Origin of the sequence: Litorimonas haliclonae (genome assembly GCF_965138505.1) — a bacterium.
GTDB lineage: Bacteria > Pseudomonadota > Alphaproteobacteria > Caulobacterales > Maricaulaceae > Litorimonas > Litorimonas haliclonae.
Genome location: NZ_CBCSCO010000001.1, coordinates 47,189 through 62,822 on the forward strand (window position 1 = coordinate 47,189; position 15,634 = coordinate 62,822).

A 15,634-nucleotide genomic window follows, 5' to 3' on the forward strand; every position below is an offset into this window, starting at 1 on the left:
GTCAGTGTGTCTTTTACTTCTAAGATGGCTTTTGCCTGTTCAGGCGCCAAATCTCATATAGTCCATCAATCGTCAATTTCGAGTCGTAATGCTGAATTGTCGCGGATGCGCCTTCGAAAAGGGACGCTACCCCGCCCGTGCCGATGACGGTAAAGTCCCGGCCGTCTTCTTCGATTATTTGTGTCACAAGACCGTCAATCAATCCGATATAGCCCCAGAAAATACCGGATTGCATCGCGCCAACCGTATCTTTGCCTATGACCCTCGCAGGCTTTTTAATTTCGATGCGGGGGAGCCGCGCCGCTGCCTCATGTAAAGCCTTTACGGAGAGATTTATCCCCGGCGCGATAATACCGCCTTCGAAATGGCGATCTCCTGAAACGACGTCAAAGGTGGTCGCCGTCCCGCTATCGACGATAATGAGCGGGCCATCATATCGCTGCACCCCGCCAAGTGCCGTGACCAATCTATCCGCCCCGACTTGTTCCGGATTATCAATCCGAACGCCGATTCCGATATCAACCCCCTCCTCTCCCACAATGATGGGATCTATATTAAGGTGGCGACGCGCGAGGTTGCGCATATTGAACAGGCCTTGCGGAACAACGGTGGAAATCACGCAGTCCGAAATATCTTTAAAGCTCAGCCCCTGCATTTCCAAAAGCTGGTGAAACCAGACTGCATATTCATCCGCCGTTCGGGTGGAATCCGTCGCAATGCGCCATTCGATAATCCAGTCCTTGCCATCGTGGATCGCAAAAAGTGTGTTGGTATTTCCGGTATCAATGGCCAGCAGCATAGAAATTCCTAGAGCAGGACATCGCCCGCGAGTATATTTCGCAGAGTGCCATCCCCGAGGCGGAGCTGCAATGCTCCATTTTCCCCGAGCGTTTCAAACGTTCCTGTAATTTGTTCGCTATCCAAATTAACTGTGATCGTTTCACCAAGGCGAGCGGCGCGGGAGAGCCAGGCTTCACGTATGGGAGCAAACCCTTTGGTTTGGAGAGTTTCGAGTCCTTCAGTAATGAACTTACTCAGTTGCGCTAGGATCGGGTCAGCTCCGGCAAAGACAGGCTCTGCCCCCGCCATATCTGCCTCCGGGATATGCGCCAATAAATGGGTAACCGGATAGGGCTGGTCTTCGGGGTGGTGCTGTAGGTTCAAGCCAATCCCGATAGTCAGCCAGCCTTCCCCGGCTTCCAGCAAGATGCCCCCAATTTTTGCGCCCGCCACCAGAACGTCATTGGGCCATTTCAAGCTGATCAAAACGGGGTTGATATAGCTTTCGAAAGTTTTCGCCACCGCCAAGGCCACAACGAAGCTCGCCAATGGTTTTAATGTTGGGTCAGCTTTCCAAGGGTATAAGCCGCTGGCAAAAAGGTTTCCGTCTCTGGAAACCCATTCCCGGCTACGGCGTCCGCGCCCTTTTGTTTGACGGTCCGCCATGACCCATGTCGGTTCAATTTCATCTGCTTGAGCCAGATCCTTCACAATGTCTTGCGTGGATCCGACCTGATCAAAATAGAGAAACTTCAAAGTGTCAAACCTCTAGAAAAGGCTCTCGGCGGCTCGTGTGATGAGGCCCTGCGCTCCGGTTGAAATTCCGGGGAGTAGTAATATCGGCAGAATCAACAAAGCGCTGACCAAGCTGATAAAGCGAAGGCTTTGCGGAGCTTCAACAAATTCGTGACGTTCTTCATCAAACCACATCGTTTTAATGACGCGCAGATAATAAAACGCGCCAATCACAGACGCGATAAGAGCGATCACTACTAGAGGCATCAGGCCTGCATCTGCCGCCGGAAGGAAGGCAAAGAGCTTACCAAAGAAACCAAGCAGAGGTGGAATGCCCATTAGCGAGAACATGAACATTGTCATCAATATCGCCATACCGCGATTGGAGGTCGACAGACCGGCCAGATCGGAAATCTGCTCTACCATACCGTTGCGAATACGCATCTGCAGGATAAGTGCGAAAATACCGATAACCGAGATGACATAAATACTCATAAAGACGAGCATCCCCTGAACCCCGGCCATGGTTCCCGCAGCGAGCGGCACCAAAGCGTAGCCCATATTCGCAATCGAGGAATAAGCCATGAGACGTTTGATATTGGTTTGTTGCAAAGCGCCGAGCGCGCCGACCACCATGGACAACACTGAAATGACGATAATGACTTGCTGCCAGCTTTCAGTGATGCCTTCAAATGGGCCAACCAAGATGCGAGCGATCAAAGCCATTGCCGCAAATTTTGGCGCGGCGGAGAAGAAGCCTGTCACGGGCGTCGGAGCGCCCTCATAGACGTCGGGCGTCCACATATGGAACGGCGCCGCCGAAATTTTAAACGCCAGTCCGCAGAGCAAGAAAACCATACCGGCAATAATGCCTGGTGTTGTGCCATTCTCGTTTACGGCGAGAGCGATTTCCGCAAATTCGAGAGATCCGGTGAACCCATAAATAAGCGAGGCCCCGTAAAGGAGGAGACCGGACGATAAAGCGCCCAGCACGAAATATTTCAGGCCCGCCTCAGAGGCGCGCAAGCTATCGCGGTTAAACGCCGCCATGACGTAAAGCGCCAGAGACTGCATTTCGATACCAATATAAAGCGATAGGAGCGTGTTGGCAGATGCCATGATGGACATGCCCAATACGCAGTAAAGCGTCAAAACGGAATACTCATAGCGCTCTAGCTTTTCACTCTCGAAATAGGATTTTGAAAACAGCAAAGCCGCCGCCGCAGAGAGACCCAGAATTAGCTTCACATAATGGCTGAACCCATCGACGATGAGAGATCCTTCAAAGGCAGTCCCTTCCGGGCGTCCCAGAATAAAGCTGCTGAAAGCAAAAATAACCAGCATGGTGATGGCGTAATACCGCGCAAAACCGGAGCGGTCTTCACCGCCCCAATAGCCAAAGCCAAGCAGAAGCGAGGCCGAGACAGCGAGCAAAAGCTCGGGCGCAAAAAGTGAGAGTGTTTGCAACATTGTTACGGCACCTCCGCCAGAGCCACTTGGCTCGTAGCTGCATTAAAATTGGCAATCAGGTTTTCAACTGACGCGCCGGTGATATCGGTAATTAGAGACGGATAGACCCCCAATAGGATAGTCAAGACAGCCAGAGGCGTCAGGATAATCCATTCGCGTTTTGTCATATCCGCAATGTCTTCAAGCTTGTCATTGACGGTCTCCCCGAAAATGATCTCGCGGTAGAGATAGAGCGCATAGACCGCCGAGAGGATCATACCGAAGGCGGCGCCAAAGGCGATCCAAGGGCTAACCTGATAGGCCCCGACCATAGACAGGATTTCGCCAACGAAGCCAGACGTTCCCGGCAGGCCAACATTGGCCATCGTAAAGAGCAGGAAGAAAGCCGCATAGACGGGCATCTTGCTGACCAAACCGCCATAAAAGGCAATCTCGCGTGTGTGCATCCGGTCATAGACCACACCGACGAGAAAGAAGAGCGCGCCTGAGACAACACCATGTGAAAGCATCTGGAAAATACCGCCCTGAATGCCTTGCAGGTTAAAAGCAAAAATACCCATGGTCACAAACCCCATATGGGCCACAGAGGAATAGGCGATCAGCTTTTTCATATCTTTCTGACGATAGGCGACAAGCGAGGTGTAGATAATCGCGATGACGCTGAGCCAGTAAATGATCGGCGCCAATTGAAGGCTCGCATTTGGAAATAACGGTAGCGAGAAGCGAAGGAAGCCGTAGCCCCCGAGCTTCAACAAAATACCCGCTAGGATAACGGAGCCTGCCGTCGGCGCTTCAACGTGGGCGTCGGGCAACCAAGTATGGACCGGCCACATCGGCATCTTGACCGCAAAGGAGGCAAAGAAGGCCAACCAAAGCCAAGTTTGAACGCCGCCCGGAATGTCCAAATCGTTGATAAGAACCCGCATATCCGTCGTCGGCGCGCCAAATTGTTGAGCGCTGAAATTATAGATATAAATAATGGCTGCCAGCATGAGCACAGAGCCGAGCAGCGTATACAGGAAGAACTTGTAAGACGCGTATACCCGGTTTTTACCGCCCCAAACGCCGATGATAATAAACATCGGAATGAGAACCGCTTCGAAGAACAGATAGAAGAGCACAAGATCAAGCGCGCAGAAGACGCCGATGACAAGGCTTTCCAGTATCAGAAACGCGACCATATATTCCAGAACGCGGTCTTTGATGGAGGTCTGGCTCGCAAATATACAAAGCGGGGTTAGAAATGCGGTCAACAGGATAAACAGGATAGAGATACCATCCACGCCCATGCGGTATTCAATACCGCCGCCTAGCCAAGGCGTATCTTCGACGAATTGGAAGCCGGCCTTGGTCGTGTCAAAATCAAGCACCAGGATGATCGACAAGAAGAACACGACGCCTGACACCAGTAAGGCCACGAGGACGGAGTTTTTCGCGAGTTGTTCCTGAGCTTCCGGTTTGGAAATTTTGGAAATGAACATCAACAAGACGCCCACGACAAGCGGGGCAAATGTGATGAATGAGAGAATAGGATAACCTTCAAACATATCAGCCTCCTACCCCGCGGAATGCCACGACAATAAGCACAGCGACTCCCAACAACATGATAAAGGCATAATGATAGAGATAGCCTGTTTGAATTTTCGATAAACGTTTTGAGGTATTGGACGCGAATTTAGCAATCCCGTTCGGGCCGTAGCCGTCAATGATCTTTTCGTCGCCGACTTTCCAGAATTTATCGCCCAGGAACTTGGTCAGTTTCACCACAGTGACGTCATAAAGTTCGTCAATATACCACTTGTTCAAAAGGAAGTTATAGAGCACGCCGCCGCCTGTTTCCTGAACGTGGTTGATCTTCTCTTCGACAGATCCGCGCATATACATGAACCAAGCGATGACAAACCCTGTTACGGACATAACCAGTGGCAAAAGAAGAACCCAGAACGGGTAGCCATGCACATTCGCGTAAAGCCATCCGAACAGCCCCCCTGGAGTCGGCTCATTGTGATGGGCGTCAGAAGTTTGCGGCGCCATGGCATGTAATGTCTCCGGCGCAATGGCAGCATGATGCTCGCCCGCAGACACTGGAAGCGCGCCGTGCCAGAAGTCCCCTGCATTCCCCATAAAGCGGGAGTAGAAAACAGCCCCGGCAAAAACGGCGCCAATGCTGAGGAGAACAAGCGGGAGACGCATCACCCAAGGGCTCTCATGGGCATGGTCCAATGTATGATGGTCGCCCCGGAACTTCCCGTGGAAGGTCATAAAGATAAGACGCCAGCTATAGAAACTTGTCATCAGCGCGGCAATCAAACCGATCCAGAACGCAAAAGCGGCTGCATTGCTTTCTCCGGAGCCCGTATAGGCCGCTTCAATGATAGCATCTTTAGAGAAGAAGCCTGCAAACCCAATAGACGTGCCCGGAATACCAATACCGGTAATCGCGAGCGTGCCGATGATCATAGCGATATAAGTCCAAGGCACCTTCTTACGGATGCCGCCCATGCGGCGCATATCCTGCTCGTGATGGAGCGCGTGGATTACGGACCCAGCGCATAGGAATAAAAGCGCCTTGAAGAAAGCGTGGGTAAAGAGATGGAACATTGCCGCATTGTAAGCGCCGACGCCTGCCGCGAAGAACATATAGCCAAGCTGCGAACAGGTCGAATAGGCAATAACCCGTTTGATATCGTTTTGAACCAGAGCCACAGTCGCGGCAAAGAATGCCGTAAAGGCACCAATAGCAGTAATAAATCCGGCCGTAATCGGCGCAGCTTCGTAAATCGAGTGCGCGCGGCAAACAAGGAACACACCGGCGGTAACCATAGTCGCAGCATGGATAAGCGCAGACACTGGGGTTGGGCCTTCCATCGCATCGGGCAACCAAACGTGGAGGATAAATTGAGCAGATTTACCCATCGCGCCAATAAACAGAAGCATGGCAATGAGTTCCATCGCGTTGATTTCCATTCCGAGGAAAGGAAGAATGCGCGCGGAGTTGTCCCCTATGGCTGCGAAAACAGTATCAAATTCGACAGAGCCGAACACCAAAAAGATCGTCATGACGCCCAAAGCGAGGCCTACATCACCGACGCGGTTGGTCACAAAGGCTTTGATCGCCGCTGCATTGGCAGAAGGTTTTTTGTAGTAATACCCAATGAGGAGGTAAGAGGCTAAGCCGACACCTTCCCAGCCGAAGAAGAGCTGGATGAAGTTATCAGATGTCACCAACATCAACATGGCGAAGGTAAAAAGCGAGAGATAGGCAAAGAAACGAGGCTTATACTGGTCATCTTCCATATAGCCCCAGCTATAAAGATGGACGAGTGAAGAGACCGAATTGACAACGACGAGCATGACAGCGGTCAGCGTATCGATTTTAAACGCCCAATTGGCCTGGAGTCCGCCAACATCCATCCAGCGCAGGACGGTAACTTCCAGCTCTTTATGGCCCAAGCCGACTTGAACCAGAGAAACCCAAGACAAGATAGCCGCCACAAAGAGAAGCCCTGTCGTTATGATCATAGACGGTTTTTCTGGCAGGAATTGTTTCCCGAGCCGTGTGCCCATTAAGCCCGCAAGAGCCGCGCCTAAAAGCGGCAAAAAGACAATTAGATGATACATGTCCCTAGCCCTTCATCAGGTCGATATTTTCGACCGCGATGTTCCCTCTGTTTCGGAAATAGACCACCAATATGGCCAGCCCCACCGCAGCTTCCGCCGCGGCAACCGTTAGGATGAACAAGGCAAAAATCTGCCCTGCCATTGGATTACTCGTCGCGGTCTCTACCATATGGGTCGAGAAGGCGACAAAATTAATATTCACCGCAAGCAGAATAAGCTCGACACACATCAAGATAATGATGACATTTTTACGGTTCACGAAAATGCCGAACACACCAATGGTGAATAATATCGCGGCAACAATAAGATAATGGGATAGGCCGATTGTCATAATGCTCTCCTATCCTAAGCCTTGGCCAGGTTCGATATCGACCAATTCCACGCCGTCTTCTCTTGTCCGGGCCATTTGGTCCATTGCGTTTTGTTTGCGGACGCCTTCACGCTCGCGCAAAGTGAGGACAATTGCGCCTATCATCGCTACGAGTAGAACGATACCCGCTGCTTCGAAAAGGCCGCCATATTGTGTGTACAGAACAGCTCCGAAACGCTCCAAGTTAGAGAGTTCCTGTCCGCGCTCGACGACGGTTTGCGTCTCTCCGGCCACATACGCCCCGCCAACGAGAATCATCTCAAGAAGGAGGACAATCGCGACAACAGCGCCGATTGGAAGATAGCTGAGAAAGCCCTGCTTCAACTCAACGAAATCGACGTCGAGCATCATCACCACAAAGAGGAACAAAACCGCGACAGCCCCGACATAAACCAGAACTAAAAGAAGCGCCAAGAACTCCGCGCCCATAAGGATGAATAATCCTGCCGCTGAGAAAAAGGTCAGGATGAGATACATCACGGAATGCACCGGGTTGCGGGCGGCGACGACCATAAAGGCGGCCGCAACGGCGACAGCCGAGAGCAAATAAAATGAAAGGGCAGTTAACACGATGACAAGTCCTTTAGCAGAGTGAGACTCAGCTGAGTTCCTTTTGGGCGGCTTTAACGATAGGGAGCGTCTAAGGCCAGATTTTTTGCGATTTGATGCTCCCAGCGATCCCCATTCGCCAGCAACTTCTCTTTGTTGTAGTAAAGCTCTTCGCGCGTTTCGGTCGCGAATTCATAATTCGGGCCTTCAACAATCGCGTCGACCGGGCAGGCTTCCTGACACAGGCCGCAATAGATGCACTTGACCATATCGATATCATAAATCGTCGTCCGGCGGGATCCGTCCGGGCGAGGTTCAGCTTCGATTGTAATCGCCTGAGCCGGGCAAATTGCTTCGCAGAGCTTACAGGCGATGCAGCGCTCTTCTCCACTGGGATAGCGGCGAAGGGCGTGTTCACCCCGAAAGCGCGGACTAATGGGCCCTTTCTCAAACGGGTAATTGATTGTCACTTTCGGACTGAAAAAATATTTCACCGCCAAAATAAACGCACTGCTGAATTCCATCAACAAAGCGCCGCGAATGGCTTGCTTAATACGAGACATACGAGCCACTCCTTAAATCTTATCGCCGATAAAAACGACGATGGTGGATACAAACACGACCGCCACAAGCGAGGTCGGGAGGAATACTTTCCATCCCAAACGCATCAACTGATCATAGCGGTAACGGGGCACAATGGCTTTCACCATGGCAAACATAAAGAAGAGAAAGGCCGTTTTCAGAAGGAACCACAAAATAGGTGGTACAAATTGAAAGCCTACATCCAGAGGCGCGTGCCAGCCGCCAAAGAATAGAACGGTCATAACTGAGCAAAGCAGCATGATATTCACATATTCGCCGAAGAAATACATCAGGAAGGGTGTCGAGGAATATTCGACTTGATACCCGGCCACGAGCTCGGATTCCGCTTCCGGAAGGTCAAAAGGCGGACGGTTCGTCTCAGCCAAAGCAGAGATGAAGAACAGGATGCCCATATAAAACATGACGGGAAATAGCAGAAGATTCCAAATTCCAAACTCGCCGACGGGGTTTAGACGGAACATATTCCAATTAAAGAAACCGCCCGCTTGATAATTTACAATTTCCGTCAAATTCATGGAACCGGTGATGAAGATAACCGTCAGAATAATAAAGCCGATTGAGACCTCATAAGAGACCATTTGCGCGGCAGACCGCAGCGCGCCCATGAAGGGGTATTTGGAGTTAGAGGCCCAACCGCCGATGATAATGCCGTAAACGCCAAGCGAACTAATCGCCAGAATATAGAGAATGCCGATATTGATATCGGACATGACCCATCCAGGCGCAACAGGCACCACGGCCCAGGCGAGAAACGCCATAACAAGCGTTAAAACCGGCGCTAGAATAAATAAGAATTTGTCAGATCCCGCAGGCACGACAATCTCTTTGAAGAAGAATTTTAAAGCGTCGGCAATTGTCTGTAAAAGGCCAAAAGCCCCCACCACATTCGGCCCGCGGCGCATTTGAACCGCGGCCCAAATCTTGCGGTCAGCCAGAACGAGCGCGGCCACAAGCAACGCCAAAACAAGAACAAATCCAAGGACTTGCAGGAATTTTAGCCCAAACCAAACTAAGGGGGATAAGTCCCCCCAAAACGGGCCGGTCGCCAATATTGTCATCATATCAGCCATTATTCCGCCGCCACTTTAATATCTTCATCTGCAATCACAGCAGAGCACTCCGCCATCACATTAGACGCCCGGGCTATCGGGTTCGTCATATAAAAATCGGAAATCGGGTTTTTCAAAGCCTCACTCGAAAGCTCGCCCTTTACGCCCAATTTGCTGGTGTCAAAGGCCCCAGCATCAGTTGCCCCGGGGGCCACGTCCAGACTTATGAAAGTTGGGTGATCGGCAAAGAGCTTTTCACGTAGGGCGTGAATATTGTCGTACGGAAGCACTTTGTTCAAATGCCCTGACAAAGCCCGGAGGATGGCCCAATCTTCTTTGGCATCGCCTTTCGGCGCGATAGCGCGGGAGCCGAGCTGTACCCGGCCTTCCATATTTACATAAATACCGTCTTTTTCAGTATAGGCCGCACCGGGCAAGATGATGTCTGCGACATGCGCGCCTGCATCGCCGTGGTGGCCCTGATAAATTACGAAAGCGTCTTTTAGCTTGGACGTGTCCAGCTCATCCGCGCCCATCAAATAGACGGTTTCAATTTCGCCGGAGGCTGCGCCGTCAAGAATCGCGTCCGTCGACTTACCGTTCTCGCCTGGAACAAATCCCATATCCAGACCCGCCACGCGGGACGCGGCTGTGTGAAGGACATTAAATCCATTCCAATCGTCACGGACAATCTTGGAAGACATCGCGCCAACCGCGTTTAAAAGAGCTGCGCCGTCTTTTCCGCATAAGGCCGCAGCGCCAACAATGACAACAGGGTTTTTCGCCGCTTTAAACGTTTTTGCAAAACCGGAGCGCGACTTCGCAAATTTAGCCACATCCGCCGCAGAGCTGCCGACATGCTCAAACTCATAAGTTAAATCAGCGGCTTCTCCGATAACGCCGACTTCTGTATTGCCGGTCAGCCAAGCTTTACGGATACGCGTGTTCACCAAAGGCGCTTCATGGCGCGGATTGGTTCCGATGAGTAAGATAGCGTCTGCTTTTTCGACTCCGGCAATAGTCGTATTGAAGAGATATTCCTGACGAGCGCCGGTCCCCAAAATAGAGCCATCCTGACGGCAATCAATATTCTTAATCTCAAGCGTTTCAGCGAGATCTTTCATCGCTTTCATAGACTCGGCATCACATAAATCGCCAGCGATAACGCCAATTTTTTCGGGCGCGCCGGACATTTTTTCTGCGACCAAAGCAAGAGTTTCATCCCATCCTGCCGCGCGGAGCTTGCCGTTTTCGCGAATATAAGGTTTATCTAATCGCTGACGCCCAAGGCCATCCCAAACAAAACGCGTTTTGTCTGAAATCCACTCTTCGTTCACATCATCATTAACGACCGGCAAAATACGCAGAACCGCGCCGCCGCGGCTGTCCACGCGAATGTTAGAGCCAACGGCGTCCATCACATCGACGGATTCAATCTTGTCGAGCTCCCATGGACGGGCATTGAAAGCATAAGGTTTAGACGTCAGCGCCCCAACCGGACACAAATCGATAACATTACCGGAAAGCTCAGACGTCAGGGACTGTTCCAAATAAGTCGTAATTTCGGCGTCTTCGCCGCGCGAAGCCATGCCGATTTCCTGAACGCCGCCGACCTCGGTGACAAAGCGGACGCAGCGCGTACACTGAATACAGCGGGTCATGATCGTATTGACTAGGGGGCCCATAAATTTGTCATCGACCGCGCGTTTATTCTCTTCAAATCTTGAACTATCGCGGCCATAGGCCATTGCTTGGTCTTGCAGATCGCACTCGCCGCCTTGGTCACAAATCGGGCAATCAAGCGGGTGGTTGATCAGCAGGAATTCCATCACGCCTTCGCGCGCTTTTTTCACGACTTCGGAATTCGTGCGGATGTTGGCAGGCGTACCGTCGCGGTTTGGGCGGAGGTCTTTGACCTGTAAGGCACAAGAGGCTTGCGGCTTAGGGGCGCCTTCCCATTCGACGAGACACATACGGCAGTTACCGGCCACAGACAGGCGCTCATGATAGCAGAAACGCGGAATTTCCGCGCCGCCATACTCTTCGCAGGCCTGCATCAGAGTGTATTCGCCCGGCACTTCATATTCAGTGCCGTCAATATTGATTTTGCGTAGGTCAGACATTCTCTACTCCGCCGCCTCTACAAAGACAGGTTTATTGACGCGGTAATTATCGATGCGCTCTTCAATTTCGTGGCGGAAGTGACGGATGAGGCCTTGAATGGGCCAAGCCGCCGCATCGCCGAGGGCGCAAATTGTATGGCCTTCGACCTGTTTCGTCACGTCCAGCAGCATATCAATTTCGGACGTTTCCGCCTCGCCGCGCACCATACGTTCCATGACGCGCCACATCCAGCCCGTGCCTTCACGGCACGGCGTACACTGACCGCAGCTCTCATGTTTGTAGAAATAGGAAATCCGCGCGATCGCTTTCACGACGTCGGTGGATTTATCCATAACAATCATCGCCGCCGTTCCGAGACCGGATTGATTTTCGCGTAGCGCGTCAAAATCCATCAGGACTGTATCACAAATCTCTTTCGGCAGGAGCGGAACAGACGATCCGCCCGGAATAACGCATTTCAAATTGTCCCATCCACCGCGCACGCCGCCAGCATAGGTTTCAATCAGCTTTTTCATCGGAATAGAGAGGGACTCTTCGACGTTACAAGGCTTGTTGACGTGACCTGAAATCGAGAAGACTTTCGTGCCTTTATTATTGTCGCGTCCAAATTGCGTCCACCAGTCAACGCCGCGGCGCAAAATCGTTGGAACAACAGCGATAGATTCGACATTATTTACCGTGGTCGGGCAGCCATAAAGACCTGCCCCCGCCGGGAATGGCGGCTTCAAACGCGGCTGACCTTTTTTGCCCTCAAGAGATTCGAGCAAAGCCGTCTCTTCGCCGCAAATATAGGCCCCTGCGCCGTGATGCATATAGATATCGAAATCCCAACCGGAGCCGCAGGCATTCTTGCCGACAAGTCCAGCCGCATAGGCTTCGTCAATCGCCGCCTGCAGGCGTTGACGTTCCTGAATATATTCACCGCGTACATAGATGTAGCACGCATGGGCCTGCATAGCGAAGGACGCCACGAGACAGCCTTCGATCAGCAAATGCGGCTCATGACGGAGCATATCACGGTCTTTACAAGAGCCTGGTTCTGACTCATCGGCGTTGACGACAAGGTAGTGGGGACGCACGCCAACTTCTTTGGGCATGAATGACCATTTCAGGCCTGTCGGGAAACCCGCGCCGCCGCGTCCACGAAGACCGGAAGATTTCACCTGATCGATAATCCAGTCGCGCCCCTGCGATAAAATCGCTTCGGTGCCCAGCCAAGCTCCGCGGTCGCGCGCGGCATCAAGGCTCCAATCCTGGAACCCGTAGAGGTTCGTGAAAATACGGTCTTTATCTTGAAGGAGATCTGCCATGGTTATGCCTTACCCTTCTTTGCAGCCGTCTTCTTTGCCGCTTCTTTTTTATCGGCTGGCTTTTTCTTAGCAACTTTCTTCTCGGCGGCCTTAAGGTCGCGATCCAAATCTTTTGCCTGCTTAACCCATCCGTCACGCTTAATTCGCCCTGGGAATTTCTGAACCGTCTCTTCTACCTGTTTGATATCGGCCGCTTTCCAAGCGCCGATCTGGCGATAGTAATAAACGCCCTTTTCATTCAGGTCGCGCTCGAAAGCCGGGCCAATACCTTTGATTTTTTTCAAATCATCCTTAGGGCCATCCGTTGGGCCGTCCTCATATAGAAGCTGAATGTCTTTTTTCTGTTTCGCTTTCGCTTCGGTCTCGTCTTTCGTCATCCGCTCTGGAGCAGATTTAGAGGCGCGAGCAGGCTTCCCGGCGAATGGCTCTTCATCAACCAGACCTTCGGATAAGTCTTTACCGACATTGTCACCGCGCTTTTTCGGATCCCGACTGGCTTTCAACTCCGGATCGACCCAACCGCCGCGTGTGGCACGTCTTTCTTTCGGGTCCCACTCATAATAATTGAGCTTTGCTTTCTTGTCGGCATTAGGGAGCTGAACCATCTTTGTTGTGTGATATGGCGCATGACCTTTCAAAGTCAGCGCCCCGCCTTCCGGCTCAGAGGTATGCCGACCGCTTTGCGATCCCGGCTTGGGCTCTTTTCCGGCGACCAGGTCATCCAGAACGCTCTCAAGCGACTCCGCTGTGAGGTCTTCGTAATAATGATCGCTCTCGGAATTAGAAATCTGAACCATTGGCGCGTTGGCGCAGGAGCCGAGACACTCGACTTCAAGCCAAGACAGCTTGCCGTCCTTTGACAGCGTATTTTGCGCGCCGATTTTACGCTTGAGCATATCTTTTAACTCGTCAGACCCCCGCAGCCAGCAAGGCGTCGTACCGCAAAGCTGAACGTAATGCGTTCCGACGGGTCTCAGGTTAAACATGGTGTAAAAGGTCGCGACTTCGTAAACACGGATATAGGCCATGCCGAGCATATCGCCAACGAGGCGCAGAGCCTTCTCTGGCAGCCAGCCGTCGCCGTCCTTCTGAACAATCCAGAGCGCCGGAATCAGAGCCGAACGCTGCCGCCCGTCAGGATATTTCGCCACCCACTTTTCGATTTCTTTCTTCGCCTTGGCGGAGATTGAAAACTCGTCAGGTTGTCTTATGGCAAGACGTCTTGCACTCATCGGTCAATCTCTCCGAACACGATGTCGAGCGACCCGAGGATCGCGGAAACATCGGCGAGCATATGCCCTTTATTTAGATAATCCATGGCGGCCAAATGCGGGAATCCCGGCGCCCGGATTTTACAGCGGTAAGGCTTATTCGATCCGTCAGAGACGAGATAGACGCCAAACTCGCCTTTTGGCGCTTCGACGGCGGTGTAGACTTCGCCCTTTGGCACGTGAAAACCTTCGGTATAAAGTTTAAAGTGATGGATGAGCGCTTCCATGCTCTGCTTCATCACAGCGCGGCGCGGCGGCACGACTTTATTGTCTTCGGTCATGACCGGACCGTTCGGCATTTTCTCGAGACATTGCTGCATGATCTTCACGGATTCATACATCTCGTCGACGCGGCAGAGATAACGGTCATAGCAATCGCCGTTTTTGCCGAGCGGAATTTTGAAGTCGAGCTCTGAATAAACTTCATAAGGCTGCGTGCGGCGCAGATCCCATGGAATGCCCGACCCGCGCACCATAATGCCAGAGAAGCCCCAATCATAGCAGTCCTGCTTGGACACCACACCGATATCGACGTTTCGCTGTTTGAAAATTCTGTTTTCGGTGAGCAGCGTTTCAATATCGTTGAGCTTTTGCGGGAACTGTTCACACCATACAGCCAAATCATTCAGCAAGGCCTCAGGCAAATCCTGGTGCACCCCGCCCGGCCGGAAGTAATTAGCGTGCATGCGGGAGCCGCAGGCGCGTTCATAGAACACCATAAGCTTTTCACGCTCCTCAAAGCCCCAGACCGGTGGCGTCAACGCGCCGACATCCATCGCCTGCGTTGTCACATTCAAAAGATGGGACAGGATACGTCCAATTTCGGAATATATGACGCGGATAAATTGCGCGCGGCGCGGCACACCAATATTGGTCAGCTTTTCAATGGCGAGGCAAAACGCGTGCTCCTGATTCATCGGCGCGACATAGTCGAGACGGTCAAAATACGGGATCGCTTGCAGATAGGTCTTGTGCTCGATCAGTTTTTCCGTACCGCGATGCAAAAGACCGATATGCGGGTCAACGCGCTCAACAATCTCGCCCTCAAGCTCAAGGACAAGACGCAACACGCCATGGGCCGCGGGATGCTGCGGGCCGAAATTAATGGTGAAGTTACGGTCATCACCTTCGAGGATGGCTTCTTGTTTACTCATGACTTAGCCTCCTCCGCTTTCTCATCGCCCGGAAGGATATATTTCGCGCCTTCCCACGGGCTCATGAAGTCGAAGCTGCGGTATTCTTGCGGAAGGTTGACCGGCTCATAGACCACGGATTTGCGTTCTTCGTCATAGCGAACCTCGACAAAGCCGGAGAGCGGGAAGTCTTTGCGCAAGGGATACCCTTCGAAACCGTAATCGGTCAGCAGACGTCGCATGTCAGGATGTTCGTCAAAAACGATGCCGTACATATCGAAAGCTTCGCGCTCATACCAATTGGCGTTTGGGAAAACCTCGGCCACGGAATGCACGGGAATTTCTTCGTCGGTCGTCACTTTAATACGAATGCGCGTATTATGCGCCATAGACATCATGTGATAGACCACATCAAAACGGCGTTCGCGAGCCGGATAGTCTACGCCGCAAATATCAATCAAAGACGTAAATTTGCAAATCGGATCATCGCGCAAAAAGGTGATAACCTTCACGATTTCGGCGCGACGCGCATTAATGGTCAGCTCTCCAAAGGAGATTTCCGCAGAATTTACGGCATCGTCCATTTGGTCGACGATATGGTCTCTCAGATCTTCCATGA

14 protein-coding genes are annotated in these 15,634 nt (G+C 52.0%); all 14 read right to left on the reverse strand.

Annotated elements, in window-relative coordinates:
• Positions 1-19: 19 nt before the first annotated feature.
• The 14 genes from ACNA05_RS00205 to ACNA05_RS00270 are packed head-to-tail and all read right to left on the reverse strand — an operon-like array spanning position 20 to position 15,632.
• Positions 20-799 (reverse strand): type III pantothenate kinase, encoded by a 780-nt coding sequence (locus ACNA05_RS00205; RefSeq protein ID WP_415809354.1) that lies wholly within the window; start codon positions 797-799, stop codon positions 20-22.
• Positions 800-807: 8 nt separating this feature from the next.
• On the reverse strand, positions 808-1,536 hold the full coding sequence (locus ACNA05_RS00210; protein WP_415809355.1) for a biotin--[acetyl-CoA-carboxylase] ligase: 729 nt from the start codon (positions 1,534-1,536) through the stop codon (positions 808-810).
• 12 nt (positions 1,537-1,548) lie between these two features.
• A complete protein-coding gene (gene nuoN / locus ACNA05_RS00215; RefSeq protein WP_415809356.1) occupies positions 1,549-2,985 on the reverse strand; it encodes an NADH-quinone oxidoreductase subunit NuoN in 1,437 nt (478 codons plus the stop codon).
• Positions 2,986-2,987: 2 nt separating this feature from the next.
• The gene (locus tag ACNA05_RS00220; protein WP_415809357.1) at positions 2,988-4,532 is read right to left on the reverse strand and encodes an NADH-quinone oxidoreductase subunit M; all 1,545 of its coding nucleotides are present in this window, start codon (positions 4,530-4,532) and stop codon (positions 2,988-2,990) included.
• Position 4,533: 1 nt separating this feature from the next.
• Positions 4,534-6,606, reverse strand: coding sequence for an NADH-quinone oxidoreductase subunit L (gene nuoL, locus ACNA05_RS00225; protein WP_415809358.1), 2,073 nt, complete (start codon positions 6,604-6,606; stop codon positions 4,534-4,536).
• A gap of 4 nt (positions 6,607-6,610) precedes the next feature.
• The gene (gene nuoK / locus ACNA05_RS00230; RefSeq protein ID WP_415809359.1) at positions 6,611-6,937 is read right to left on the reverse strand and encodes an NADH-quinone oxidoreductase subunit NuoK; all 327 of its coding nucleotides are present in this window, start codon (positions 6,935-6,937) and stop codon (positions 6,611-6,613) included.
• 9 nt (positions 6,938-6,946) lie between these two features.
• Complete coding sequence (locus ACNA05_RS00235; protein ID WP_415810093.1) at positions 6,947-7,549, reverse strand: NADH-quinone oxidoreductase subunit J; 603 nt, start codon at positions 7,547-7,549, stop codon at positions 6,947-6,949.
• Positions 7,550-7,599: 50 nt separating this feature from the next.
• A complete protein-coding gene (gene nuoI, locus ACNA05_RS00240) occupies positions 7,600-8,088 on the reverse strand; it encodes an NADH-quinone oxidoreductase subunit NuoI (RefSeq protein ID WP_415809360.1) in 489 nt (162 codons plus the stop codon).
• A 12-nt stretch (positions 8,089-8,100) separates the two neighbouring features.
• Positions 8,101-9,189: an NADH-quinone oxidoreductase subunit NuoH gene (gene nuoH, locus ACNA05_RS00245; RefSeq protein WP_415810094.1), complete on the reverse strand. Its 1,089-nt coding sequence runs from the start codon at positions 9,187-9,189 to the stop codon at positions 8,101-8,103.
• 8 nt (positions 9,190-9,197) lie between these two features.
• Positions 9,198-11,300: an NADH-quinone oxidoreductase subunit NuoG gene (nuoG, locus tag ACNA05_RS00250; protein WP_415809361.1), complete on the reverse strand. Its 2,103-nt coding sequence runs from the start codon at positions 11,298-11,300 to the stop codon at positions 9,198-9,200.
• Positions 11,301-11,303: 3 nt separating this feature from the next.
• A complete protein-coding gene (gene nuoF, locus ACNA05_RS00255; protein ID WP_415809362.1) occupies positions 11,304-12,611 on the reverse strand; it encodes an NADH-quinone oxidoreductase subunit NuoF in 1,308 nt (435 codons plus the stop codon).
• 2 nt (positions 12,612-12,613) lie between these two features.
• A complete protein-coding gene (gene nuoE, locus ACNA05_RS00260; protein ID WP_415809363.1) occupies positions 12,614-13,843 on the reverse strand; it encodes an NADH-quinone oxidoreductase subunit NuoE in 1,230 nt (409 codons plus the stop codon).
• Positions 13,840-15,036 carry an NADH-quinone oxidoreductase subunit D gene (locus ACNA05_RS00265; RefSeq protein ID WP_415809364.1) on the reverse strand — a complete coding sequence of 399 codons (1,197 nt, stop codon included), beginning with the start codon at positions 15,034-15,036 and terminating at the stop codon, positions 13,840-13,842. The genes nuoE and ACNA05_RS00265 overlap by 4 nt, the downstream gene beginning before the upstream one ends.
• Positions 15,033-15,632, reverse strand: coding sequence for an NADH-quinone oxidoreductase subunit C (locus ACNA05_RS00270; protein ID WP_415809365.1), 600 nt, complete (start codon positions 15,630-15,632; stop codon positions 15,033-15,035). The genes ACNA05_RS00265 and ACNA05_RS00270 overlap by 4 nt, the downstream gene beginning before the upstream one ends.
• Between the last annotated feature and the right edge of the window lie 2 nt (positions 15,633-15,634).

Coding starts and splice junctions, on each gene's coding strand:
- ACNA05_RS00205 (WP_415809354.1), bottom strand. CDS start 799: ATGCTGCTGGCCATTGATACCGGAAATACCAACACACTTTTTGCGATC.
- nuoN (WP_415809356.1), bottom strand. CDS start 2,985: ATGTTGCAAACACTCTCACTTTTTGCGCCCGAGCTTTTGCTCGCTGTC.
- ACNA05_RS00220 (WP_415809357.1), bottom strand. CDS start 4,532: ATGTTTGAAGGTTATCCTATTCTCTCATTCATCACATTTGCCCCGCTT.
- nuoL (WP_415809358.1), bottom strand. CDS start 6,606: ATGTATCATCTAATTGTCTTTTTGCCGCTTTTAGGCGCGGCTCTTGCG.
- nuoK (WP_415809359.1), bottom strand. CDS start 6,937: ATGACAATCGGCCTATCCCATTATCTTATTGTTGCCGCGATATTATTC.
- nuoI (WP_415809360.1), bottom strand. CDS start 8,088: ATGTCTCGTATTAAGCAAGCCATTCGCGGCGCTTTGTTGATGGAATTC.
- nuoH (WP_415810094.1), bottom strand. CDS start 9,189: ATGATGACAATATTGGCGACCGGCCCGTTTTGGGGGGACTTATCCCCC.
- nuoG (WP_415809361.1), bottom strand. CDS start 11,300: ATGTCTGACCTACGCAAAATCAATATTGACGGCACTGAATATGAAGTG.
- nuoF (WP_415809362.1), bottom strand. CDS start 12,611: ATGGCAGATCTCCTTCAAGATAAAGACCGTATTTTCACGAACCTCTAC.
- nuoE (WP_415809363.1), bottom strand. CDS start 13,843: ATGAGTGCAAGACGTCTTGCCATAAGACAACCTGACGAGTTTTCAATC.
- ACNA05_RS00265 (WP_415809364.1), bottom strand. CDS start 15,036: ATGAGTAAACAAGAAGCCATCCTCGAAGGTGATGACCGTAACTTCACC.
- ACNA05_RS00270 (WP_415809365.1), bottom strand. CDS start 15,632: ATGGAAGATCTGAGAGACCATATCGTCGACCAAATGGACGATGCCGTA.